Source organism: Streptomyces sp. NBC_00285 (genome assembly GCF_036174265.1).
Taxonomy (GTDB): domain Bacteria; phylum Actinomycetota; class Actinomycetes; order Streptomycetales; family Streptomycetaceae; genus Streptomyces.
On record NZ_CP108055.1, the window covers coordinates 595180 to 618679 of the forward strand.

23 protein-coding genes and 1 pseudogene are annotated in these 23500 nt (G+C 73.1%); 11 read left to right on the forward strand and 13 right to left on the reverse strand.

Annotated elements, in window-relative coordinates:
- Window positions 1-490: 490 nt before the first annotated feature.
- Window positions 491-1060 (forward strand): TetR/AcrR family transcriptional regulator, encoded by a 570-nt coding sequence (locus OHT57_RS02870; protein ID WP_328744257.1) that lies wholly within the window; start codon window positions 491-493, stop codon window positions 1058-1060.
- Between the two features lie 77 nt (window positions 1061-1137).
- Here the strand turns inward: OHT57_RS02870 and OHT57_RS02875 are convergent, their stop codons facing one another.
- From OHT57_RS02875 to OHT57_RS02925, 11 genes are all read right to left on the reverse strand, one after another.
- Window positions 1138-1383, reverse strand: coding sequence for a hypothetical protein (locus OHT57_RS02875; RefSeq protein WP_328744258.1), 246 nt, complete (start codon window positions 1381-1383; stop codon window positions 1138-1140).
- Between the two features lie 6 nt (window positions 1384-1389).
- On the reverse strand, window positions 1390-2262 hold the full coding sequence (locus OHT57_RS02880) for an oxygenase MpaB family protein (RefSeq protein WP_328744259.1): 873 nt from the start codon (window positions 2260-2262) through the stop codon (window positions 1390-1392).
- A 54-nt stretch (window positions 2263-2316) separates the two neighbouring features.
- Window positions 2317-2805 (reverse strand): MSMEG_6728 family protein, encoded by a 489-nt coding sequence (locus OHT57_RS02885; RefSeq protein WP_328744260.1) that lies wholly within the window; start codon window positions 2803-2805, stop codon window positions 2317-2319.
- 14 nt (window positions 2806-2819) lie between these two features.
- On the reverse strand, window positions 2820-3002 hold the full coding sequence (locus tag OHT57_RS02890; RefSeq protein WP_328744262.1) for an SDR family NAD(P)-dependent oxidoreductase: 183 nt from the start codon (window positions 3000-3002) through the stop codon (window positions 2820-2822).
- 74 nt (window positions 3003-3076) lie between these two features.
- On the reverse strand, window positions 3077-3547 hold the full coding sequence (locus OHT57_RS02895; RefSeq protein WP_328744263.1) for a hypothetical protein: 471 nt from the start codon (window positions 3545-3547) through the stop codon (window positions 3077-3079).
- Between the two features lie 15 nt (window positions 3548-3562).
- Entirely contained in the window at window positions 3563-5182 is a 1620-nt protein-coding gene (locus OHT57_RS02900) for a phytoene desaturase family protein (protein WP_328744264.1), read from the reverse strand.
- Window positions 5175-5663, reverse strand: a complete 489-nt coding sequence (locus tag OHT57_RS02905; RefSeq protein WP_328744265.1) for an SRPBCC family protein — start codon at window positions 5661-5663, stop codon at window positions 5175-5177. Before OHT57_RS02905 ends, OHT57_RS02900 begins: the two co-directional genes overlap by 8 nt.
- Window positions 5664-5759: 96 nt before the next feature.
- Window positions 5760-7301, reverse strand: a complete 1542-nt coding sequence (locus OHT57_RS02910; protein WP_328744266.1) for an FAD-dependent oxidoreductase — start codon at window positions 7299-7301, stop codon at window positions 5760-5762.
- Window positions 7298-8029, reverse strand: a complete 732-nt coding sequence (locus tag OHT57_RS02915; protein WP_328744268.1) for a class I SAM-dependent methyltransferase — start codon at window positions 8027-8029, stop codon at window positions 7298-7300. Before OHT57_RS02915 ends, OHT57_RS02910 begins: the two co-directional genes overlap by 4 nt.
- A gap of 64 nt (window positions 8030-8093) precedes the next feature.
- On the reverse strand, window positions 8094-9290 hold the full coding sequence (locus OHT57_RS02920) for a lycopene cyclase family protein (RefSeq protein ID WP_328744270.1): 1197 nt from the start codon (window positions 9288-9290) through the stop codon (window positions 8094-8096).
- 188 nt (window positions 9291-9478) lie between these two features.
- Window positions 9479-10108 (reverse strand): sigma-70 family RNA polymerase sigma factor, encoded by a 630-nt coding sequence (locus OHT57_RS02925; protein ID WP_328744271.1) that lies wholly within the window; start codon window positions 10106-10108, stop codon window positions 9479-9481.
- 228 nt (window positions 10109-10336) lie between these two features.
- On the opposite strand from OHT57_RS02925, the gene OHT57_RS02930 reads away from it, so the two are divergent.
- The 5 genes from OHT57_RS02930 to OHT57_RS02950 all read left to right on the forward strand — a co-directional run bounded on the left by OHT57_RS02930 (window position 10337) and on the right by OHT57_RS02950 (window position 16538).
- Window positions 10337-11608, forward strand: coding sequence for a polyprenyl synthetase family protein (locus OHT57_RS02930; RefSeq protein WP_328744272.1), 1272 nt, complete (start codon window positions 10337-10339; stop codon window positions 11606-11608).
- Complete coding sequence (crtI, locus tag OHT57_RS02935) at window positions 11605-13137, forward strand: phytoene desaturase family protein (RefSeq protein ID WP_328744273.1); 1533 nt, start codon at window positions 11605-11607, stop codon at window positions 13135-13137. Before OHT57_RS02930 ends, crtI begins: the two co-directional genes overlap by 4 nt.
- Complete coding sequence (locus OHT57_RS02940) at window positions 13134-14159, forward strand: phytoene/squalene synthase family protein (protein ID WP_328744275.1); 1026 nt, start codon at window positions 13134-13136, stop codon at window positions 14157-14159. The genes crtI and OHT57_RS02940 overlap by 4 nt, the downstream gene beginning before the upstream one ends.
- Window positions 14156-15244 carry a DUF5914 domain-containing protein gene (locus tag OHT57_RS02945; protein WP_328744276.1) on the forward strand — a complete coding sequence of 363 codons (1089 nt, stop codon included), beginning with the start codon at window positions 14156-14158 and terminating at the stop codon, window positions 15242-15244. The genes OHT57_RS02940 and OHT57_RS02945 overlap by 4 nt, the downstream gene beginning before the upstream one ends.
- 256 nt (window positions 15245-15500) lie before the next feature.
- Window positions 15501-16538 carry a MerR family DNA-binding transcriptional regulator gene (locus tag OHT57_RS02950; protein ID WP_328744277.1) on the forward strand — a complete coding sequence of 346 codons (1038 nt, stop codon included), beginning with the start codon at window positions 15501-15503 and terminating at the stop codon, window positions 16536-16538.
- 88 nt (window positions 16539-16626) lie between these two features.
- Here OHT57_RS02950 and OHT57_RS02955 read toward each other — a convergent pair whose 3' ends face one another.
- Window positions 16627-16926: a hypothetical protein gene (locus tag OHT57_RS02955; protein WP_328744279.1), complete on the reverse strand. Its 300-nt coding sequence runs from the start codon at window positions 16924-16926 to the stop codon at window positions 16627-16629.
- 351 nt (window positions 16927-17277) lie between these two features.
- Here OHT57_RS02955 and OHT57_RS02960 point away from each other — a divergent pair, with 351 nt between their 5' ends.
- From OHT57_RS02960 to OHT57_RS02980, 5 genes are read left to right on the forward strand one after another with little or no spacing between them, the layout of a single operon-like run.
- Window positions 17278-18237, forward strand: a complete 960-nt coding sequence (locus tag OHT57_RS02960; RefSeq protein WP_328744280.1) for an STM4015 family protein — start codon at window positions 17278-17280, stop codon at window positions 18235-18237.
- Window positions 18234-19379 carry an STM4014 family protein gene (locus OHT57_RS02965; RefSeq protein ID WP_328744282.1) on the forward strand — a complete coding sequence of 382 codons (1146 nt, stop codon included), beginning with the start codon at window positions 18234-18236 and terminating at the stop codon, window positions 19377-19379. The genes OHT57_RS02960 and OHT57_RS02965 overlap by 4 nt, the downstream gene beginning before the upstream one ends.
- A 7-nt stretch (window positions 19380-19386) precedes the next feature.
- Window positions 19387-20241 carry an STM4013/SEN3800 family hydrolase gene (locus tag OHT57_RS02970; protein WP_328753097.1) on the forward strand — a complete coding sequence of 285 codons (855 nt, stop codon included), beginning with the start codon at window positions 19387-19389 and terminating at the stop codon, window positions 20239-20241.
- Complete coding sequence (locus OHT57_RS02975; protein WP_328744283.1) at window positions 20238-21575, forward strand: STM4012 family radical SAM protein; 1338 nt, start codon at window positions 20238-20240, stop codon at window positions 21573-21575. The genes OHT57_RS02970 and OHT57_RS02975 overlap by 4 nt, the downstream gene beginning before the upstream one ends.
- An 8-nt stretch (window positions 21576-21583) precedes the next feature.
- Window positions 21584-22456 (forward strand): STM4011 family radical SAM protein, encoded by an 873-nt coding sequence (locus tag OHT57_RS02980; protein WP_328744284.1) that lies wholly within the window; start codon window positions 21584-21586, stop codon window positions 22454-22456.
- Here the strand turns inward: OHT57_RS02980 and denD are convergent.
- Window positions 22445-23460 (reverse strand): annotated as a pseudogene (gene denD / locus OHT57_RS02985) (D-erythronate dehydrogenase). The gene OHT57_RS02980 and the pseudogene denD overlap by 12 nt on opposite strands.
- Between the last annotated feature and the right edge of the window lie 40 nt (window positions 23461-23500).

Sequence of the window (23500 nt, forward strand, 5' to 3'; positions counted from 1 at the left end):
GCTCGCAGCGCGGAATGAGGACCTATCCGTTCGTCGGGCCCAGGTGGCGGCGACCGTCGCCCTCTGGTCGTCCGGCAGGAACTCGGGGCTCATGTCGGCGAGCCGGTGGTCCGTGTCCGTCGGCATGTCGCGGTAGGCGGCGGCCTTGCGGCCCGAGTCCACCATGTAGGCGGCCGCCTGGGACAGGGTCAGTGGCAGGCGGCCCAAACTGTCGGCGAGCGCGGCGAGTTGGTGCGTCGGCTCGCTGCGGCGATGGACGGCCAGCGCCTGCGTGAGATAGGCCAGCGCCTCGCCCTGACGGAACAGGCCGACGTCGATCAGGCGTCTGCCCTCACCGGCCAGGGCCGCGTCTCTACGGCGGGTGGTGACGGTCGTGCAGCCGTGCGGACTGGGCGGCGGACACCATTCCTGCCCCCTTCCCGACCACCTGCCCCCGGCCCGCTAAAACCGATCGGTTTCTGATTCGTCCGCTTCGCGTTATCCTCACGGTATGACCACCCAAGTGAAGCCAAGCTCCAGAGAGCGCCTGCTGGAGGCAGCGGCCACACTCACCTACCGCGAAGGTGTCGGCATCGGCATCGAGGCGCTGTGCAAAGCGGCGGGAGTGTCGAAGCGCTCCATGTACCAGTTGTTCGAGAGCAAGGACGAACTGCTCGCGACAAGCCTCAAGGAGCGTTCCGCCGCCTACACAGCCACGCTCCTTCCTGCGGCGGACGACGGCCGCTCACCACGCGAGCGCATCCTGCACGTCTTCGAGCAGGTGGAACTCCAGGCGGGAGAGCCCGATTTCCATGGCTGCCGATATCTCGCGGTGCAGATTGAGCTCAAGAACCAGGGCCACCCCGCCAGCCAGGTGGCGCACGGGATCAAGGCCAACCTGACGGCCTTCTTCCGCTCCGAGGCCGAACAGGGCGGCGCGAGCGACCCGGACCTGCTGGCCCGACAGCTCATCCTGGTCTTCGACGGCGCCAGCGCTCGCGCAGGCATCCACGCCGACACCCTGACCGGACTCATCATCCCCACCGTCGTCATCCTGCTCGACGCGGCAGACGTGCGCTGAGGCGTCGCCGTCTTCCCGCACAGGCTCGGCGACCGCGGCGCGCCCGGGGGCAATCCGCCCCATGCGTCCGGGCCCCTTCACCCGGACGAGCGCGCCTTCGCCCCGCCCTCCGCACGGCGCACCGTGACGGACAAGCTGAGTACGCCGAGCAGGACCCGGAAGGTGAACCGTGCGCGGGTGTGCCTGGTGGGAAGGTTGGCCAGTTCGGCGTGCCACTCCTGTCGCCATCGCGCCCGCCGCGAGGCGGGGAGCAGCAGGGCGAGCAGGCAGGTGGTGACGGCGAACGTCGGGGAAGCCGGCTGCAGAACGGCCGTGGACAGCATGGGGGTTCACGGCTGACGGCTTCCAGCCCCGCCGCGCGGGCCAGAAGTCATGGCCCAGCGAATGGTGCGGGTCAGGGCCCGGCCGGCGGGGCGTACGGCGAGGTCGTCCACGAGGGGCAGTCGCGGCAGCCACAGCATGCCGCGGGCCCAGGAGGGCAGGAGAGCCACGGCGCCGGCGGCGAGACCGCCGTAGAACGGGCGTACCGCGAGGGGCAGTGGAGGCCGGAGGAGGAGGAAACGGGCGGCGGCTCTGGCCTCCGGGGTGGCGTGCAGTTCGGGGCGGTAGGCGGTCAGGAGTTGCGACAGTTCGCGGCGGTTGCGGGGTGGCTCGATGACCCCCAGCGCCTCGGCGACGCGCGCGGTGTCGGCGACGTAGGCGTCGTAGCCGGCAGGGTCCAGCGGCCGGGCTCCGTAGCGTTCGTGGGCGCGCAGGAAGCTGTCCGTCTCGGCGGCGTGGACCCAGGCGAGCAGGTGCGGGTCGGCCGCGTGGTACGGCGTTCCGTCGGTGGTCGTCCCGCGGATGCGTTCGTGGATGGCGCGGACGTGGTCGACGGCCCGCTGGGCGTCCTGCGCGGTGCCGTAGGTCGTCACGGCGAGGAAGGTGCTGGTGCGCTGGAGGCGGCCCCACGGGTCGCCGCGGTAGCCCGAGTGGCCGGCCACCGCCGCCATGGCGAGCGGGTGCAGGGACTGCAGGAGAAGTGCGCCGATCCCGCCGATGAACATCGAGGCGTCGCCGTGGACCGTGCGGATCGGGTGGCCTCGTGCGAACCAGCGCGGGCCGGGGGTGTTGTGGATGCGGGCGTGGTTCGCCGCTCCGTCGGGGCCCGCGACGCGGCGGAACAGGGCCAGGCCCAACTGTTCGTGGACGGTCGTCAGCATGAGCGGCCTCCCCTCTCCTGCTGCTTTCCAGTGTCCGCCCGCCGGCGTCGTGGGTCACCGGCCGGTGGGCGCATGCTGCGGATCACGGTCCGAGGCCGGCCACACGTAGGGCAGGTCCTCGGGTGCGTCGGGGAACACAGCGGCGTACGCCTCCGGTTCCTTGCGGACCAGTGCCGAGCGGTGGCTCTCGTGGAAGGCTTCGTCGCCGAGCCAGGGCGGCAGTTCGCCGGCGGCGGCCAGTTCCGGCTGGTCGCGCACCGGGGCGCCGGGCCGGTGTTCGGCCAGGCCGGCGACGAGGGAGGCGGCGCAGCTGTCCTGGTGTCCCTGTTCGCGCCAGACCCGGCAGATCTCCAGGCCGTACCGTACGAGCGCCTCCTCGTACCCCGTCCACATCCGTACGGCCGGGTGTCGGCGCCAGCCGTATCCGGGGACGGTCAGGCCGCGCAGCACCTGCAAGGCCTCGACCCGCTGTTTGCCCAGCCGTCGCCGGTCCAGCAGCAGGGCCGTCTCCCGGAAGTCGGGGTGGGGCAGGAAGGTCTGCATGGCTGACCTGCTCACTACTCGTGCGGTGCGCGGGCCGCACGGTCGGCGAGGCCTCCTGCGCGGGCGGCCTTCTCGTGGCCGAGCAGCGCGACCCGGGCGCCGCGGCGGGCGATCTCGCGGGCCATGGCAGCGCCCAGGCCGCGGGCGGCTCCGGTGACGGCGACCGTCCGGTCGGCGAGCGGGCTGCTGCTGCTCACGAGGGGCATTTCCTTTCCGTCGGAACGCGCGTCCTGTCGGGGACTTCCGTGCGGACGTGGTGTTCGGATGCGCCTCAGGTCCTGGGGGCCGGCGGGCGCGCGGTGTGGTCGGGGTGGCCGGGGGTGCGGCGCTCTTCCTTCATTTCCGCCTCGTACAGGTGGTCGCGGCCCTGCGCGAGAGCCTCCACCGCACTGGTCTCCAACTGCTGGAAGGGCCGGTAGTAGGTGGCGTTGTACGCCTCGATGATCTGGAACGTCCAGTGCCCGGGGATGACGTTGCGTCCGAGGATCTCCGCGCGGACCTTCTCGGCCCATTCGGGGTGACCGGCCTCGCGCAGCAACCGGACGGCTCGGTCCAGCTCCAGGTCGGCGCCTCCGGTCAGCTGGTGGAACGCGTACAGACTTCCTCGGGCCCGCTCGGTCGTCTCCAGGGCCTTGGACAGCGCACCGAGGGCCTCGACGGTCTTGTCGTCGACGCCGGGCGGTCGCCGGTGGTCACGGTCGGGGCCCTCTGGGCTGTCGTGGGCTTCCTGGAGGTGGTTCACGGGTGCTCCTTGACGTCAGCGGCTGGTTCCGGCGCGGTCGCGGCGGGTCAGCAGCCGTTGGGCGCGGGCCAGGCCCGGTGGCCGGTGGCGGTGCAGTACGGCCCGGGCGGCGTTGGCGCCTGGTGCGCCGTGGACGCCGCCGCCCGGGTGGGCCCCGGCGGAGGCCAGGAAGAGGCCGGGGACGGCGGTCTCGGGGCGGCCGGTGCCGGGGGCCGGGCGGAAGACGAGCTGCTGGTGTATCGCGGTGGTACCCCCGTTGATGGCGCCGCCGTGCAGATTGGCGTCGAGGGACTCCAGCGTCGGGGGCGCCAGGATGCGGCGGGCGCGGACCAGGGAGCGGAAGCCGGGCGCGAAGCGTTCCACCTGGCGTTCGACCCGGTCGGCCATGAGTTCCTGGTCCTTCGTGTCCCAGCGGCCGGTGATGCCCTCGTCGCCGGCGTCGGCGCCGATCTCGTGGGGGACGTGGGTGTAGGCCCAGGTCGATTCGGTGCCCCGGGGGGAGCGGGTGGCGTCGGCGGTGGTCATCTGGCCGAACAGCAGGAAGGGCCGGTCGGGGACCTCCCGCATGGCGATCTGTGCGGCGAAGCGGGTGAGCTCGTCCACTCCGTCGGCCAGGTGCACGGTGCCCGCCCGGGACGCCGGTTCCGCCTGCCACGGCACGGGGCCGTCCAGCGCCCAGTCCACCTTGAAGGTGGCGAAGTCCCACTGGAACCGGCGCAGGTCCTCCTGGAGCTGGGCGGGCAGATGCTCGGGGTCGAGGAGGTCGCCGTACAGGGCGGGCACCGACACGTCCGCCAGCACCGCGCGGCGCGCCACCACCGCGTCACCGGCGGCCGTGCGCACGCCGACGGCCCGCCCGCCGCGGACGACGATCCGCTCGACGCGCTGCCCGCAGCGGATCAGACCGCCCTTGGCCTCCAGGCGTCGGGTCAGGGCGTCGGTCAGGGCGCCGGAGCCGCCGACGGGGACGGGGAAGCCGTACGTCTGTCCCAGCATGGCCATCAGCCAGCCGAAGCCGCCGCTGCCCGCCGACTCGGGGGCGAGGTCGGCGTGCAGGGCGTTTCCGGCCAGCAGCAGTCGGCCGCCCTGGCCGTGGAACTCCTCCTCGCCCATGCGCCGGACCGGCAGGACCAGGGTGCGGGCCATGCGCAGTCCGCCCGCGGCCCGCAGCCGCCTCGCCAGCCGGGCCGTCGCGCGGACCGGCGGGAAGGGGGTGAACAGGGCGTCCACGATGTCGGGGCGCAGGGACTCCCATACGTCGTGCAGTCGCCGCCAGGCCGCCCCGTCGCCCCATGCGAAGGCGTCGAGGGACGCGGCGGTCGTGTCGATGTCGCGGTCCAGGAGGGCGCAGCTGCCGTCGGTGAGCGGGTGCGCGAGCACGCTGGGTGCGTGGCTCCACCGCAGCCCGTACCGGTCCAGGCGCAGCCCGGCCAGGATCGGGGAGGCGGCCGCGAGCGGGTAGAAGGCGCTGAAGAGGTCGCTGACGTAGGCCGGATCCACTCCGTGGTCGTGGCGGACCGCGCCACCCGACTCCGGCTGCTCCTCCAGTACCTCGACACTCCACCCGGCGTCCGCGAGCAGGTTGGCGGCGACCAGGCCGTTGGGGCCCGCTCCGATCACCACGGCATCAGGCATGCCCGACTCCCGCCACGCCTCGCGCCGACGCCTGTCGGGGAGCCTCACGTACCTCGTTCTCGCACAGCCGGGCGAGACGGGCCAGCATGGTGCGGTGGCGCAGCTGGATCAGCGCGTCGAAGCCGACGTTGTGCAGTCGGCCGCCCGCGCCCTGAAGGGGGTGCTCGTCCACGATCACCAGGCAGTGCTCGCCCCACGGCCGCAGTTCGATCGCGATGCGCGCGGTGCCCAGCGGTCCGGCGTGGGCCTCCAGTTCCAGGTCCACGCCTTCCTCGCAGCGGCGTACGACCGTCTCGTTGACCAGCTTCAGCGGGCCGATCGCGACCTGGAAGCGGATCGCCGCGTCCTTGTGCGGCCACTGCCCGCGGACCGGCTCGGACTCGGAGGTTCCCACCACCCACTCCGCGTAGCGGTGGCCGTCGGCGAGGACGTCCCACACGGCGCTCGGGCTGACTTTGATCAGACGATGGCGAACGGCCACGGATACCTCCAAAGGACTGCCTGGACCGGGTTGCCCGTCGGCCGTGCCCCGAGTGCCCGAGGCTGACCGGTCCAACCAGCACCCTCCGGGACCGGATCAGGCTCGGTGAAGGCGGGCCAGGCCCCTCAGCACACGGGTGCGGCCGCGGTCGGGCACGGTCCACAGGGGGTGGCCGCGTACTCCCCAGGACTGCAACAGCGCGTTGGCGGCGAGGAATCCGCTGGTGGCGGCCCGCTCCATCAGCGCCACGGGCAGGTCGGTGCGGACCAGGTCGCCGGCGAGCAGCAGACCGGGGTGCGGGGTTCGTACGCCGGGGCGGTCGACGTGGCCGCCGGGTGGGAACAGAGGGCAGTCCCGGCGCCACTCGTGGCGGGCGTCGAGGATGCGCGCGCCGCGGGTCTCCGGGTAGACGCGCCGGAGCTGCTCGATCAGGCGGCTCGCCTCCGCGTCGGGAGCGGCGTCCTCGGGCAGGGCGTATCCGTGCAGCTCGACCACGGATCCGCCGGTGCGCGCGGCCCAGCGGGCGGCTTCTCGCTCCCAGCGTTCGAGGACGCTGATGTTGTCCAGCGAGCCGTATCCGGCCGTGCCGAGGAAGCCGGGCCGGTCACGGGCCACGGGTCGGTCGAGCCACAGGCGGGAAACCAGGAAGGGCGGGGCCGTGCGGAGCCCTCCGATGCGGGCACGCCATGCGGCATCGCCCAGGTCGGGCGAGCGGGCGACCAGCGTGCCCAGTCCGAGGGTGTCGAGGGCGAGTACGACCGTGTCGTACCGCTTCTCCTCGCCGTTCGCCGCGACCGTGAAGCCGCCGTCCGCGGTGGGCGAGACGGTGTCGACCGTGGTGGCCGTGCGGATGGTGACGCCGTGTCGCTGCAGGTGGGAGGCGAGGGGGTCCCACAGGGCCGTCGAGAACGGGTCGCCGGGGACGTCGAAGAGCAGGCCCTCGGCGGAACCGAGGAAGTAGATGTGGAACATCAGGACCATCTCGGCGGCCGACAGCTGCCGGGGGTCGGCGAAGAAGCTGCGGGAGAACACCTCGAAGGCCAGATGGCGTGCGGCCTTCGGGAAGCGCAGCGTGTCCAGGAAGTCGTGGGCGCTGACGTCGTCGAACCGCGTGTAGATCTCGGGGACCCGTACGTCGAGCAGGGCCAGGGCGGCGGCGGGGTTCATCCGGAGCAGGTCGCGCGAGCGGAAGGAGGGGCTGAGGGCCACGAAGCCCAGTGCGCTCAGCGGTGGGGTGCGCGGGACCCGGCGGAAGCTGTCGTGGAGTCCGTCGGCGTGCCGCAGCGGGTAGTCGGGCAGGGCGGTGAGGCGGTCGAGGTGGCGGTCGGTGCGGCGCAGCAGGCTGCGGAGGTTGTAGTACTGGCGGAAGAAGGCGTGGAAGCCTCGGCTCATGGTCGCGGTGGAGCCGTCGTACAGGGTGATCGGCCAGCCGCCCACGCGGCCGCCCAGGTAGGGCTCGCGTTCGTGGAGCGTGACGTGGACGCCTCGTTCGGCCAGGGCCGTGGCGGCGGCGAGGCCCGCGATACCGGCGCCCACGACCGCCGTGCTGCGCGCGCGTCCGCCGAGGCGTGCCGCCCCCGGCGGCGGGGGCAGGAAGACGGCGCGGCGGTCGCGGTGCGGGCCGACGGCGCCGGTCATCGCCCCGCCCCCGCGGTGGTGTCCGTGCGGCGGCCCACGACCGTGTGGGTGATGCCGGTCTGCCAGCCGGGCAGCGGCAGCGCCCGCACCTGGTCGAACCCGGCCGTGCGGACGCGGTCCGTGAACTGTCCGACCGTGTCGAAGTCCACGACGCTGCGCCACAGATGGCGGTACAGGTCACCGTCGCCGAGCGCGGTGGCGACGGGCAGCACCAGACCGCGGCACACGGCTGTCCACACCGCGCGGTGGCCGGGGCGCCCGCTCAGGGTGTACTCGTGCACAGCGAGCCGGCCGTGCGGGGCGAGCAGGCCGTGGGCGGTGGCGAGGACGGCGTCGGGATCGGCCACGTTGCGGAAGAGGTAGGCGGCGAAGACCGCGTCGAAAGGCCCTTCCACACCCGCCTCGGTGAGGTCTTCCGCCGGGGCGTGCACGAACCTGACGCCGGCCGGCCAGGGTTTGGCCCGGGCGCGTTCCAGCATGCCGCCGGAGGCGTCGACGGCCGTGATGTCGGCGTCGGGCAGGACAGCGCACAGTGCCGCGGTGGACGCGCCCGTGCCGCAGCCGAGATCCAGTACGCGCAGTCCGGTGCCGGGGTGCGGCAGCCTGAGTCGGCGGGCGGAGCGGCGCAGGTGGGCGTGGTAGCCGGGGTTGGCGGCCACCAAGGCGTCGTAGCTGTGCGCCGCATGGTCGAAAGCGGTCGCCAGATCCGCGTCACGCAGCACGGTCATTGCTCACTCCTGAATGCGGGTCGGGGGGAGGTCCGGTCGGAACGCGTCGCGGGAGCACGGCGGTTCAGGGGCCGGGAAAGGGGCGTCGGGGCAGCCTGGGGACTTCTGCGGCGGCGCGGAGCATGGGCCGCACCGGGGTGTGCAGGCCGATGCCGAGGTCCTCGTGCAGCCGGGTCTCGCCGTCCAGGAAGCGCAGCAGCCGGGCCATGGGGACCCGGGTGAACAGGCGGGAGAAGAAGGCGGCACCGTCCACGAGGCCACTGTCGAGGGCGTGCAGCAGCACGGCGTCCATGGCGCGTGAGCGGGCCGGGTGCGGCTGCGGCGGCAGCGGCCTGCGTCCCTGGCGCAGGGCCTCCGCGACGGCCGCGGTCTGCCGCTGTACGCCCGTGAAGGTGTAGCCGGTGGCAGGCCGGGTGGCTCCTCCCGCCGCGCCGATGCGGAAGACGCAGGGCCCTGTCTGCCGGGCGAAAGGCGCGTCGGTCATGGGGATGACACCGGTCTCGGTGCCGGTGATCTCGAAGTCGTCCAGGCCGAGCACGGTGCCGGTGTAGTGGCGCAGGGCTGCGTCGTACTGGTCGCCGGTCAGGGTCGTCGGGGAGAACTCCGTGTACTCCACCAGGGCCTGGTGCGGGCCGGTGGGCAGGACGTATCCGAACGAGAGTCCGGTGGGGGGCTGGGGGGTGCGGAAGTCCATGAGTTCGGCACGGGCCGGGTCGAAGACGGGGCGGTCCGTCCGTACGAACCAGCCTCGGAAGTGCTGCAGCAGGGTGGTCCGGGCGGCGGGCAGGCTGCCGAGCGGACGGGAGTCGAACACCCAGCGGGCCTGCACGGAGAGCGCTTCGCCGCCCGCGGTGCGGGCCTGGATGCGGGCGCCCTCCGGGAGGCCGTCCACGGTGTCGACCGTCGCTTCCAGGTGCCGTGTGCCGGTGTGGCGGGCGAGATCCTGGGTGATCAGACGGGTGAAGTCGTCCGAGCGGATCATCTTGTACCGCAGGGGGGAGATGTCGTCCTCGATCGGCGGCCCCGTGGGCCGGTGCACGCGCAGTCGGCGCCAGGAGGCGGAGACGGCCGCGTCGAAGCGTCCTGCTCCCGCCGCCTCCCAGAAGCACCAGGTGCGAGGGGGCGGCCGAAGGGGGCCGGGCGGGGCTTCCAACAGGACGACGGACAGGCGGCGGGAGCCGGGGGCGGGGCAGGTCAGACGGTGGGCCAGGGACAGTCCCGCGGCTCCCGCTCCGATGATGGCGACGTCTGCCTCCAGCACGACCGATGCCACCCCTTCCGTGCCGCTGTCGCGTTCTGTCCGCACCATTCCGTCTCCGGTACCCGTCCGGATGCGGATCATCACGCGCGTGCGGCGACGGGCAGGCGCGAGGCAGAGGCTCCTGCCGGCTCCGCGGTGGGCCGGCACGCATCGCCCGTGCATCCTGCTCACGCCGCTGTGCGGTGTTCCTACGCGGCGCACTGCACGGCGTCGTCCTCCTCCAGTCGGCGAGCGAGGCGGTGCAGTCCGCGCCGGGCGTGGCTCTTGACGGTGCCGAGGGGCCAGCCGGTGAGTTCGGCGATCTGGGTCTGGGTCAGGTCGTCGTAGAAGGCGAGGTTCAGCACGCGGCGTTGCGCCGGGGGAAGCCGGGAGAGTTCGTCGGCCAGGACGACACGGTCGAGAACCGTCTCCGGCCTCGCGTCCTGGGCTTGGGCCACCAGGAGCAGTCGGGCGCCCGCGGCGGCGACGAGTTCGTTGCGCCGGGTGCGGGCCGACAGTGCGTCCGCGATCTTCCGGCGGGCGATGCCCACGAGCCAGGCGGGCAGGTTGCCGCGCTCGGGTGTGAATCCGGCCCGGCCGCGCCATGCGGCCAGGAACACCACCTGAGTGATGTCCTCCGCTTCCCTGTCGTCGCCCAGGGAGCGCCGGGCGAGGGCGTGCACGAGAGCGCCCCACCGGTGGTGGACGGCTGCGAGGTACCTCTCGTCGCCGGCCAGGAATCCCTCGATGAGGTCGGCATCACCGCTGTCTTTATTGTCCGCATTGCTGACTTTATGGGTGGTGTCGATGTCCGCGCTGGTTTGCCGGGCGGTCGTCATGGCTACTCCTCCGACGGACCGAGTGGCCGCTGGGAGCGACCGTCGCCCCACCACCGTGCGGAATCGATGCAAGCCGAACAACTCGCATCGTCTTTGCATCGAAAAACACCGACGTGAGCAGCCCGGGCCTGCTTTCCCTCTCGCGCCGCATCCGTCCGCACCACCCGGGCCGAACCGTTGGACGACAGAACCAGCTGTGATCGCGAGGATCTCGATGAGGGAACCGGCATGAACCCCACCACGGCAAAGGACCACCGCGTGGACCTGCGGCCCCGCGGACATCTGCCTTCCGAGCAGGGCTCCCCCGCCCCGACGCCGCGGTCCGCCGCCCACCCCGCCCCGGCCCCCCGTACCGTCGACGCGGACGTCACCAAAGCGGTGCGCGGCGTCCTCGCCGACCTGCTCGCGCGCCGGACGGCGGCGGCCGAGGCCGTCGATCCGCTCTTCGCCCATGACCTGGCGGCACGCGTCGCGCACTTCACGCAGAACGGCGGCAAGTTCAACCGCTCCCGCTTCCTGTGGTGGGCCCTGCGGGCCTGTGGCGGCACCGAACCCGCGCAGGCACAGGCCGCCCTCCGGATCGGGGCGGCCCTGGAACTCATCCAGACCTGCGCCCTGGTCCACGACGACGTGATGGACGGCGCACGGCTGCGCCGAGGCCGCCCCGCCCTGCACGTCGATGTCGCCGCCCAGTACGCCGGCGACACCTCCCACGCCCGCGGCGCCCGGCTGGGCCAGGCGGCGGCGATCCTCGCCGGTGACCTCGCCCTGGTCTGGGCGGACGACGTGGTCGCCGACACCGCGATGACACCGGAGAGCGCCTCCCGCGTGCGGGACCTGTGGCGCAGTATGCGCATGGAGATGGTGGCCGGGCAGTACCTGGACGTGCACGGCGAGGCCACCTCGGTGCGCTCCCTGGTCCGCGCGGTCCGGGCCGCCTGCCTCAAGAGCGCCCTGTACTCCGTGGAGCGCCCGATCGCCCTGGGAGCCGCACTGGCCGGCGCGGACCACGACACGACCCGGGCCCTGTGCTCGGCCGGCCGCTGTGTCGGGTTCGCCTTCCAACTGCGTGACGACCTCCTCGACGCCTTCGGCGAACCCGGCGACACCGGCAAGCCCTCCGGCGGGGACATCCGCAGCGGCAAGCCCACCTACCTGGCCGCCGTCGCACAGGCACGGGCCGAGAGCGCCGGCGACCGGGACGCCCTCGCCGTCCTGCGCGACACCCTCGGCAGGGACGACGCCGCCGAAGCCGAACTCGACGCCGTGCGACAGGTGTTCACGGCCACCGGAGCACGGGACACCGTGGAGTCGAAGATCAGCCGGCTGGTGGCCCAGGGGCTGCGCCACCTCGACACCGCCGTGCTCGAACCGCAGGGCCGCAGCCGGCTGCGCGCGATGCTGTGCACCGCGGCAGCCGGGCGCAGCGACGACCCGTCGGCCGAGGCGGTCACGTCGTCCCTGCCGTCGGCCGCCGTGGACGAGGGGGCACGCCGATGACCCGCACCGTTCCCGGGCGCACCGACCACGTCGTGGTCGTCGGTGCCGGTCTGTCCGGACTGGCCGCCGCCCTGCACCTCCTGGGCGCCGGCCGCAGGGTCACCGTGGTCGAGCGGGACCCGGCGCCGGGCGGGCGCGCCGGGCTGCTGGAGCGCGGCGGCTACCGCATCGACACGGGTCCCACCGTGCTGACGATGCCGCACCTCGCCGACGAGGCCTTCGCCGCCGTCGGCGACAGCCTGAGCCGGCGTGTCGACCTCGTGCCGCTCCACCCGGCCTACCGGGCGCAGTTCGCCGACGGCAGCAGCCTGGACGTCCACACCGGCGCCGACGCGATGGAAGCGGAGGTCGAACGCTTCGCCGGGGCCCGGGAGGCGGCCGGTTACCGGCAGCTGCGTGGCTGGCTCGAACGCCTCTACCGGGTCCAGATGCGCCGCTTCATCGACGTCAACTTCGACTCTCCCTTCGGTCTGCTGACCCCCGACCTCGCCCGTCTGGCGGCGCTCGGCGGATTCGGCCGGCTGGACGCGCGCATCGGGCGCTTCCTGCACGACGAACGCCTGCGCCGGGTCTTCTCCTTCCAGTCCCTGTACGCGGGCGTCGCCCCGGCCCGCGCGCTGGCCGCGTACGCCGTCATCGCCTACATGGACACCGTGGCCGGCGTGTACTTCCCGCGCGGCGGCATGCACGCCCTGCCCAGAGCCATGGCCGACGCGGCCGCCGAGGCCGGGGCCGACCTGCGCTTCGGGGAAACGGTCACCCGGCTGGAACGCTCCGGTGACCGGGTCACCGCCGTCGTCACGGAACAGGACCGCATCGCCTGCGACGCCGTGGTGCTCACGCCCGACCTGCCGGTCGCCTACGGTCTCCTCGGCCGCGCCCCCAAGCGCCCCACCGGCCTGCGCTTCTCCCCCTCCGCCGTGATCCTGCACGCGGGCACGGACCGCACCTGGCCGCAGCTCGCCCACCACACCATCTCCTTCGGTGCGGCATGGCAGCGGACCTTCACCGAACTCACCGACACCGGCCGCCTGATGAGCGACCCCTCGCTGCTGATCACCCGCCCCACCGCCACCGACCCGGCCCTCGCCCCGCCCGGCCGGCATCTGCACTACATCCTGGCCCCCTGCCCCAACACCGCCGTCGGCCCCGGCGCGGCCGACTGGGGCGAGCTGGCCGCCGGATACCGCCACAGCCTGCTCACGGAACTGGACCGGCGCGGCCTCGACGGCATCGCCTCCGCCATCGAGGAGGAGTGCCTGGTCACGCCCGCCGACTGGCAGGACAGTGGACACGCGGCGGGCTCCCCGTTCTCCGCCGCCCACACCTTCGCGCAGACCGGACCGTTCCGGCCCCGCAACCTGGTCCGCGGGACCGTCAACGCCGTCCTCGCCGGCTGCGGCACCACCCCGGGCGTCGGCGTGCCGACCGTCCTGCTGTCCGGCAAGCTGGCCGCGGCCCGGATCACCGGCCGCGACCGGCACCCGCGCCCCACCGCACGGCCGTCCCGCGAGAGGAGGGCGGCATGAGCGAGCGTGAACTCGACGCGGCCGGCATCGCCGGTCCCGAACTGCGGCAGGCGTACGCGCACTGCAAGCGGCTCAACGCCCGGCACGGCAAGACGTACTTCCTCGCCACCCGCCTCCTGCCGGTGGCACGAAGGCCGGCCGTGCACGCCCTCTACGGGTTCGCCCGCTGGGCCGACGACATCGTCGACAGCCTCGACGACACCACGGCCACCGAGGCCCGCTCAGCCCGGCTGACCCTGCTCCAGCGGGACCTGACCACAGGACTGGGCAACGGGGACAGCTCGGAACCCGTCGTCGTCGCCCTCGCCGACACCGCCCGCCGCTACGCCATCGAGCACCGGCACTTCGCCGACTTCATGACCGCCATGCGCGCCGACCTCGACATCACCGACTACGCCACCTACACCGACCTGCGGGCCTACACCTACGGCTCGGCCGAGGTCATCGGCCTGCAGATGCTGCCCGTGCTGGGCACGGTCGTCCCGCGCGAGGAGGCGGCACCCTACGCGGCGGCACTGGGCGTGGCCTTCCAGCTGACGAACTTCCTGCGGGACGTCGGTGAGGACCTCGACCGCGACCGCGTCTATCTGCCGGCCGACCTGCTGGCCGCACACGGCGTGGACCGGCAACTGCTGCACTGGGGCCGGGACACAGGACGGCCCGACCGCCGGATCACCGCCGCACTCCGGGAGTTCGAGGCGCTGACACGCGAGCTCTACCGCGAGGCGGCCCCCGGAATCGCCATGCTCGACCCGGTGGCACGCCCGTGTATCCGTACCGCGTTCGTCCTCTACGGCGCGATCCTGGACGCCGTCGCCCAGGACGGCTACCGCTCGCTGCGCCGACGTGCCGTCGTGTCCCGGCGCCGCCGTGCCGCCGTGGCCCTCGACGGACTCGCCCGGGTGACCACGGCCAGGCTGCGCGCCCGCACAGCGGGGCGGCAAGCAGCGCCCGTCCCCACCCCACCGCCCACCAGTCCGCCCCCGACCGACGTCCGGCCCGTTCACGAGGGAGTCGTATGAAACCGCGTCGACCGGCGGGCCCCGGCCGCTATCCCCTGTCGCTGCGACGGCACCCGGTGCGCTGGGAGCGCCAGCTGCCGACCTGGCGGCAGGCCCGGCCCGGTGTGATCGCCGAGGCACTGAAGCGGGCTCAGATGCGCCCGACCGGCAACTGGTACGTCGTCGGCGCGAGCCGTGACGTGCGCGGTGACCGGCCGCTGTCCGGCACCGTGTCCGGCCACGAGATCGTCGTCTGGCGCAGCGCCGACGGACGGCTCGTGGCCGGTCCGGGCGTGTGCCCCCACCTGGGCGCGCCGCTCGCCGACAGCCCGGTGCGCTGCGGAACCCTCGTGTGCCACTGGCACGGACTGGCCCTGAACGGCACGCCGTTCGCCGGCTGGGAGCCGCTGCCCGTGCACGACGACGGAGTACTGGTGTGGGTGCGACTGGACCCGGCGGGCGGCGAGCCACCGCTGGAGGTGCCCGTCGTCCCGGAGCGCCCGCAGCTGTCGCGTTCCGTGGCCGCCGTCTACCGGGCGGTGGGGGTCTGCGAGCCCGAGGACGTGGTGGCCAACCGGCTGGATCCGTGGCACGGGGCCTGGTTCCATCCGTACTCCTTCGTCGACCTGACCGTCGTCTCGACGCCGGACGTCGACGGGCCGGGTGCGGACGGGCCGGGTGCGGACGGGCCGGGTGCGGACGGGCCGGGTGCGGACGGTTCAGGCGCCGAGGGGCCGGGTGAGGACGGCTTCACCGTGGATGTGTCCTTCAAGGTCGCCGGGCGGCTCGTGGTGCCGGTCCGGGCGGTCTTCACGGCCCCGGGGCCCCGGACGGTCGTCATGCGCATCACGGAGGGCGAGGGCCGGGGGTCGGTCGTCGAGACGCATGCCACCCCGCTCGGGCCGGACTCGCAGGGCAGGCCCCGCACGGCGGTGGTCGAGGCCGTCCTGGCCTGTTCCGACCGCCCCGGCTTCGCCGCGGCCCGTACGGCGGCCCCTGTCCTGCGCAGGATCATGGCAGCGGCAGCGGGGCGGCTGTGGCGTGACGACCTGGCGTACGCGGAACGGCGGTGGGCGCTGCGCTCCACCGGGCGGTTCCCGGGCTGACCGGCCGACGGACGGCGGCCCGACCCGGACCCGGAATCGTCCCCGGGATCCGTTCGGCCGACGTCCGTGCATCCGTCGGCCCTACATGTACGGAACAAGAAGCCAGAAGCAGGAGGCCGGCAGGCGGCCACCGGGTACGCGACAAGGAGGCGATCCTGATCGCAGTCGAACGTGCCCGGCACCCGAAGGGACCGGCACCTTGCGCCGACGCCTTGCGCGTCGACACAGGGGAACGACCCTCATCCTCGCCATGCACGTGAGCGAACCGGACAGGAGCCTGGTCCCGGACGCCGGCGTCACCACCGGCCTCCTCGCCAAACGGCTTGGCGTGTCACCCACCACCCTGCGTTCCTGGGACCGCAGATACGGCCTCGGCCCGGCAGTGAGGGAGGACGGAAGGCACCGCAGATGGTCGCCGGGCGACATCGCCATGGTCTTCGAGATGTGCCGGCTGACAGCCGCCGGCATCGCACCGGCCGAGGCAGCGCGGGCCGCGAAAAGACAGGCCGCGGCGCCCAGTACGGCATCCACTCCTGACGTCCCCGTGCCCGGTGTCACGCCGGTGGCACAGACCGCGGCGCCCGCGACGGCCCCCGCCTCGCGCTCCCCCAGCGGCCTGCCGCTGGGAAACGTGCGGCACGAGTGCCGAGGGCTGGCCCGCGCCGCCGTACGGCTGGACGCCGCGGCCGTCCAGGAACAGCTCACCCTGGCGATCCGCACACATGGGCTCGTCACCGCCTGGGAGGAGATCCTCGCCCCGAGCCTCCAGGCCGTCGGGCGTAAATGGGAGTCGGCCGGAGAGCGCTACCTGGAGGTGGAACACCTGCTGTCCTGGCATATTTCGGCCACGCTCCGCCATGTGTACGTGTGTGCCGCACCGATGCGCCGCGAGCCCGCGTCCGCTCCCGTGCTGCTGGCATGTCTGCCTGGCGAGCAGCACACCCTGCCGATCGAGGCGTTGAGCGCGGCACTGGCGGAACGCGGCGTGCCGACACTCGTACTCGGCGGCTCCGTCCCCGCGGAAGCCCTCTTCGCGGCCACGCAACGCGTCGGCCCGGGAGCCGTGGTCCTCTGGTCGCAGTCCCGCGCCACCGCGAGCATGCCGCTGGCCCGGCACATCGCGGCGACCCGCTGGGGTGTCCGCGGTGCGCGCACGCACAGCCGGGTGCTCCTCGCGGGGCCCGGCTGGGGACGTGCCCCGCAGGGTCCCGGTCTGCTCCGGCCCCGTGGACTGGGCGACGCACTGCGGCAGTTGGAGGGACAGAACCCGGAGGGACTCGTGGACGCCGTGTAGACGCCGCACGGAGTCGTGCTGCGTCCACGCCCGCCCCGCCGACCGATCCGGATGCGGCCGTCCCGCGGAACCGGCCGACGGGTGTTTCTCATGCGGCGCCGGTGACTCCGGGAGCGATGTGACGCCGGTGGAGCGGGCTGAAGCGAGTCTCGGGAGCTCCGGCGATGCCCGCCTTCTCGACCGCGGGGGCCAGCCGTTCCGCCAAGAAGGCCTCGAAGGCCTGCTCCGACTCCCAGACGTCGATGACGTGCAGTCCCCGTGCGTCGAACCACGCCACGTGGACCTCGCTCCCCGCCGGGGCGACCTCCTCCCAGCCGACCGCCTCCCGCACCGTGTCGTACTGCTCGGGGGTGACCCCGGCCCAACTCATCGACATCACTACTGTCATGTCCCGCCCCTTGCTTCCCGTTCGGTGTGTGCCACCAGGCTCTCCGGCTGCTGCCCTCCGCGCGTTCAGGGCGACGGACGCGCACCCGTTGGTGACGTGGGCATCGTCCCCGGCGGATGCCCCGCCACCGAAGAGCGTGCGGGAGCACGCGGGGACCGCACCCCGCTCCTCACGCCCTGCCGGCGCCCGCACGAGCCCGCACGCCGGCTGTCGGCCCAACCGCCGGTCGATCCCTCCTGCGCCGTCCCGCGCGAGGGCGGAGTGCGGCCCCGCCCAGGGGAGTTGTCAGTGCCGGTTGGTAGAACTGCGGACGTCACAGCTTGCACACCTCTTCTCCTCAGGAGCAGCCGTATGACCATCGGTGACCACCTCGACACGCTGTACCGGCTGCCCGCCCACACCTTCCCGGGCCCCGATGCGAAGCCGGACGTCCTGCCGGAGGCCGACTCCGTCGCCTGGCGGATCACCAGCGATGTGTACGACGCCGACGAGGACTGGCCCGACGCCTTCGCACGCTTCTGCGCGACCGTCGACACCACGCGGGTGCGCGCCCTGATCGTGGGCGCCTGGCAGGAGGCCTACGACACGGACCCGTCCGCCGTGATCGAGGCGCTGCTCGCCGCACGGGACGACTTCCCGGCACTGCGCGCGCTGTTCCTCGGCGACATGGTGATGGAGGAGTGCGAGATCTCCTGGATCAACCAGACCGATGTCACGCCGCTGCTGGCCGGTTTCCCCGCACTTGAGGAGTTCGGTGTGCGCGGGGGTTCGGGGCTGGGGTTCACCGCCCTGAACCACCCCGCACTGCGCAGGCTGGTGGTGGAGACGGGCGGCCTGCCCGCCGCGGTGGTGCGCGGGATCGGCGCCGGTGACCTGCCCGCACTGGAGGAGCTGGACCTGTGGCTCGGTACTTCCGACTACGGCGGCGACAGCGAGGCCGCCGACCTGGAGCCCATCCTGTCCGGCGCCCGGCTGCCGCGTCTGCGCCATCTGGGCCTGCGCAACAGTGAGCTGCAGGACGCCGTGGCCGCCGCCGTCGCCGCCGCTCCCGTGCTGGCCCGCCTGGAGGTCCTGGACCTGTCCATGGGCGTGCTGACCGACGAGGGAGCCATCGCGCTCCTGGACGGCGGGTCCCTCACCCACCTCAAGAAGCTCGATCTCCATCACCACTACCTCAGCAAGCCCGTCGAGGACCGCGTACGGCAGACCCTGGAGACCGAGGGCGTGGAGGTTGATCTCGACCGCGGGGACGCGGAGGAGAACGCGGAGGACGACGGCACGGTGTGGCGTTACGTCGCCGTGGGCGAGTGAGCATCCACTCCCCCGTCCGGGCGCGATTCGCGGTGGTCGGCAACCCCGAGAACCGGAGGGTGACCCTCTTCGCCGACGGCGTCCGCGCGGCCGGACTGCCCGGCCCGCGCGTCGTGCCCTGGACCGACGTCCTGCGCGACCGGGGAGCGGACTTCGCCGACGACGAGATCGTCCGGGTCGACTCCCCCGGTGAGAACTCCGAGGTGGACCGTCTGCTGCGGGGTGCCGCGGATCCCACACGGGTGGAGGGTTCGGCCCGTTGGTATGCCGGGTTCATCGCCGCCGTGCGCGGGCTGCGGGGCGGCATCCGTCTGGACGACCCCGACGACCTCGCCGTGCTGTTCGACAAGCGCAGGTGCCACGCCGTGCTCGACGCCGCCGGCGTGCCCGTCCCCGTCTCGCCCACCTCGGGTCCGGGCGGTGCGCCGGTGCGCGGCTGGGACGACGTACGCCTGTTGATGCGGGAGCACCGGATGGCCCGGCTCTTCGTCAAGCCCGCCCACGGCTCGTCCGCTTCGGGCGTTCTCGCCGTCGAGAGCGGCGGTGGCCGGCTCCGGGCCACCACCTCCGTGGAGCTCACCCCGGACGGGCGACTGCACAACTCGCTCAAGGTGCGCCGCTACACACGCGAACGGGACGTCGCCGTCATCGTGGACGCGCTCGCGCCCGACGGGCTGCACCTGGAACGCTGGGTGCCCAAGGCCTCCCAGCAGGGCCGCGCCGCCGATCTGAGGGTGGTCGTGGTGGCCGGCCGTGCCACCCACGCGGTGGTCCGCACCAGCCGCTCGCCCCTGACCAACCTCCACCTCGGGGGCAGTCGCGGTGACCTCGACGGGGCGCGGCAAGCCGTGGAGACGGCCGGTGCCCGCTGGACCGACCTGCTCGAGGTGTGCGAACGGGCCGCGTCCTGCTTCCCGGGCACCCTGTGCGTCGGCGTGGATCTGCTGCCTGCCGTCGGCTGGCGCCGGGCCTTCGTCGGCGAGGTCAACGCCTTCGGCGATCTGCTGCCTGGGCTTCTCGGCCTGCCCGGAAGCGGCGCCGAGACCCAGGACACCTACGGCGCACAGGTGACGGCCGCCCTGCGCGCCCACGCCCGGCCCGGCCCGCTCTCCCCGCACAGAACAGGAACACTCCATGCCTGAGCCCGACATGAACGAGGTGGTCGGCCGGCACGACATCCTCCTCGTCACCCTCGACACCCTGCGGTACGACGTGGCGGTCGAACTGGCCGCCGCGGGCCGCATCCCCCACCTCGCACGCCACCTCCCCGACGGCCGGTGGGAGCAGCGCCACGCGCCGGGCAGCTTCACCTACGCCTCCCACCAGGCGATCTTCGCGGGCTTCCTGCCGACCCCGGCCTCCCCGGGACCGCATCCGCGACTGTTCGCGGCGAGTTTCGCGGGCAGTGAGAGCACCGCCCAGGACACCTTCGTGTACGACACCCCGGAGCTGGTCTCCGGACTGGCCAAGGCCGGTTACCGCACGGTGTGCATCGGCGGTGTCGGCTTCTTCAACAAGCGGGGCCCGCTCGGTTCGGTGCTGCCCGGACTGTTCCACGAGGCGCACTGGGAACCGGAGTTCGGCGTCACCTCGCCGCACTCCTTCGAGAACCAGGTCGCCCGCGCCGAGAAGGTCGTCGCCGAACTCCCCGCCGAACAGCGGCTGTTCCTCTTTGTGAACGTCTCCGCGCTGCACCAGCCCAACTGGTTCCACCTGTCCGGCGCGACCCGGGAGACAGGTGACAGCCGCGAGACGCACGCCGCCGCGCTGGAGTACGTGGACCGGCACATCGGCCGCCTGTTCGCCGCCGCGGGCTCCCGGCGCCGCTGCTTCGCGATCGTCTGCTCCGACCACGGCACCGCCTATGGCGACGGCGGATACACCGGCCACCGCCTAGGCCACGAGTCCGTGTGGACCGTGCCGTACGCCCACTTCTTCCTCGATCCCGCAGGTACCACCACGGACACCACCGACCCCACAGACCCCGCCGAGGCCGCCCGATGACCACCGACCAGCGCACCGGCCCCTACCAGCACTACGTCTACGCCTACCCCCACAAGACCGCCTACCGCCCGCTCCCCGAGCGTCCCGCGCTGACGTCGCTGTGGGCGGCGGAGGACAAGAGCGCCCTCTCCCTGTACCTGCACATCCCGTTCTGCGAGATCCGCTGCGGCTTCTGCAACCTCTTCACCCGCATCGGCGCCCCCGACGGCCTGACGGGCGCCTACCTGGACGCGTTGGAACGTCAGGCCGACGCCGTACGCGAGGCTCTCGGGGACACGGACGGCGTCCGGTTCGCCACCGCGGCCTTCGGCGGCGGCACCCCCACCTTCCTCACCGCGCCGGAACTGGCCAGGCTCTGCGACCTCGCCGAGCACCGCATGGGCGCCGACCTGCGCGCGATCCCCCTGTCCGTCGAGGCCTCCCCCGCCACGGCCACCGCCGACCGCCTCGCCGTCCTCGCGGAGCGCGGCACCACCCGGCTCAGCCTGGGGGTGCAGAGCTTCGTCGACTCCGAGGCCCGGGCCGCCGTACGCCCCCAACGCCGTTCCGACGTCGAGGAGGCCCTCGCCCGCGTCCGGGAGGCCGGCATACCCGTTCTCAACATCGACCTGATCTACGGCATCGACGGCCAGACCGAGCGCACCTGGCTCCACTCCCTGGACGCCGCCCTGGCATGGCGGCCCGAGGAGCTGTACCTGTATCCGCTGTACGTCCGGCCCCTGACCGGCCTCGACCGCCACCGCCGCGACACCGGAGCGGACCCGGCCTGGGACGAACAGCGGCTGCGCCTGTACCGGGCGGGCCGCGACCACCTCCTCGCGCAGGGCTATGTCCAGCAGTCCATGCGCATGTTCCGGCGGGCCGACGCCCCGTCGCAGGGGGCCGACGACTACGCCTGCCAGAGCGACGGCATGATCGGTCTCGGCTGCGGTGCCCGCTCCTACACCTCCCGCCTGCACTACTCGTTCGACTACGCGGTCGGCATGCACGAGATCCGCGGGATCATCGATGACTACGTCGCCTCGACGGACTTCGCCCGCGCCGAGGTCGGTCACCGCATGGACGCCGGCGAGACGCGCCGACGGCACCTCCTGCAGTCCCTCCTCCAGGCCGAGGGCCTGGACGGCGACGACTACCGAGCCCGCTTCGGCGCCGGTCCCGCCGACGACTTCGGCGCGGAGCTCGACGTCCTCGCGGGTCGCGGCTGGCTCGACGACAGCACCGGCGTGCGGCTGCGGCTCACGCCGGACGGACTCGCCCACTCCGACGCGATCGGACCGGACCTGTTCTCCCCCGCCGTACGGGCCGCCATGGCCGCCTACGAGAGGAAGTGAGCGGGCCCGTGGATCTGACCGTGCTCTACCGCGGCCCCCTCGCTTCCTGCGACTACGACTGTCCCTACTGCCCCTTCGCCAAGCGCCGCGACTCTCCGGCACAGCTCCGCTCGGACCGGGAGTCCCTGGAACGCTTCGCGCGCTGGGCCGGCGCCCAGCACGAGGACCGCCTCTCACTGTTGTTCACGCCGTGGGGCGAAGGCCTGGTGCGCTCCTGGTACCGCCGCACGCTCGCCGAGCTGTCCCACCTGCCGCACATCGGCCGCGTCGCCATACAGACCAACCTCAGCTGCCGTACCGACTGGCTCGCCGAGGCCGACCTCAACACCCTCGCCCTGTGGTGCACCTACCACCCCGGCCAGACCCCCTACGACCGCTTCCTCAGCAAATGCGCGGAACTGGCGGAGCGGGGCGTCCGCTTCAGCGTCGGCGTCGTCGGCCTGCCCGGACACCTGGAGTCGGCCCGCCGTCTGCGCGCCGACCTGCCGGCGCACGTCTACCTGTGGATCAACGCGGCCGAAGGGTACGGCTACGAGGACGCCGAGGCCGACGAGTGGACCGCGCTCGACCCCCTCTTCCCGTACAGCCGCCACCCGCACGCCAGCGCCGGCCTGCCCTGCCGTACGGGCGAGTCGGTGATCTCGGTCGACGGCGCGGGCACCGTGCGCCGCTGCCACTTCGTCCGCGCCGAACTCGGCAACCTCTACGACGGTTCCTACCGCACGGCTCTGCGCCCGAGGCCGTGTCCGCTGGCCGTCTGCGACTGCCACATCGGCTATGTCCATCTGGAGACCCTGCCGCTCTACGACGTCTTCGCGGGCGGAGTCCTCGAACGTGTTCCGGCGGCCGCCGTCCGAGCGGTCCGGCATTCAGCGCAGTGAGACGGTGACAGCGTCCGGGTGGTCGGCGGCATAGTCCTGGAGCACCGACAGGAAGCTCATGTCGGGCCGCAGTCCGAGGGCGGCGGCCCGGCTGTGGTCGAGCACGGCGGGCCACGAGCCCACGATGGCCTCGACCGTCGGGTCGGGGGCCATGGTGACCCGGTCGGCGACCGTGCTGCCGGCCGTCTGCCGCAGCGTCGTGAGCATCTCTGCCACCGAGACGGTCAGCGCTGGAAGGTTGACGGGCAAGGGGCCGTTCAGTCGGCCCGGACCGCTACCGCGCTCGGCTTCGGCGACGCGGAGGATTCCCTCGATGGTACGGCGCGGCGAGGCGAGGGCGACTTCAAGGCCCGGGTCCACCGGGCAGACGGCCTGCAGCCCCGCCAGTGGCTCACGGATGATGCCGGACAGGAAGCCGGAGGCGGCGGCGTCGGCCGGCCCGGCCGTACCGTGACGGTCATCAGACGCGCGACGCGGCCGTCGACGAAGCCGCGACGGGTGCAGTCCGCGATCAGCTGCTCGCACATCAGTTTCTGCGTGCCGTAACTCGACCGTGGCACCGGAACAGTCGTCTCGCTGACCACGGGCGGCAGCGGCAGCCCCGGGTGGGCACCGTAGACGGCGAGACTGCTGGCGAACACCACCCGAGTCACCGGCCCGCCGGCCGCCGACTGCGCGCGGGCCGCCTCCAACAGGGCGCGCGTGACATCCACGTTGGCGCGCATCCCCAGATCGAAGTCGGCCTCGCACTCCGCCGACACCGCGGCGGCGAGATGGAACAGGACGTCCACGGGCTCGGCGAACACCCCGCCGAGGTGCTCCACCAGATCGCCGCGAACCGTCTCCGTCCGCGCGTCGTCGGTCTTCGGCGCTCCGGACGGCGCGACCCGATCGACCAGCACCAGCCGGTCGATCGGCCTGCCTCCGAACGAACCCGCCCGCGACAGCGTCCCGGCAAGCAGCCGTCCGAGAAATCCGGACGCACCCGTCACCACGATCCTCACGCGTCATCTCCTCGGCCGACCGCTCGGGGATCCTGGATCC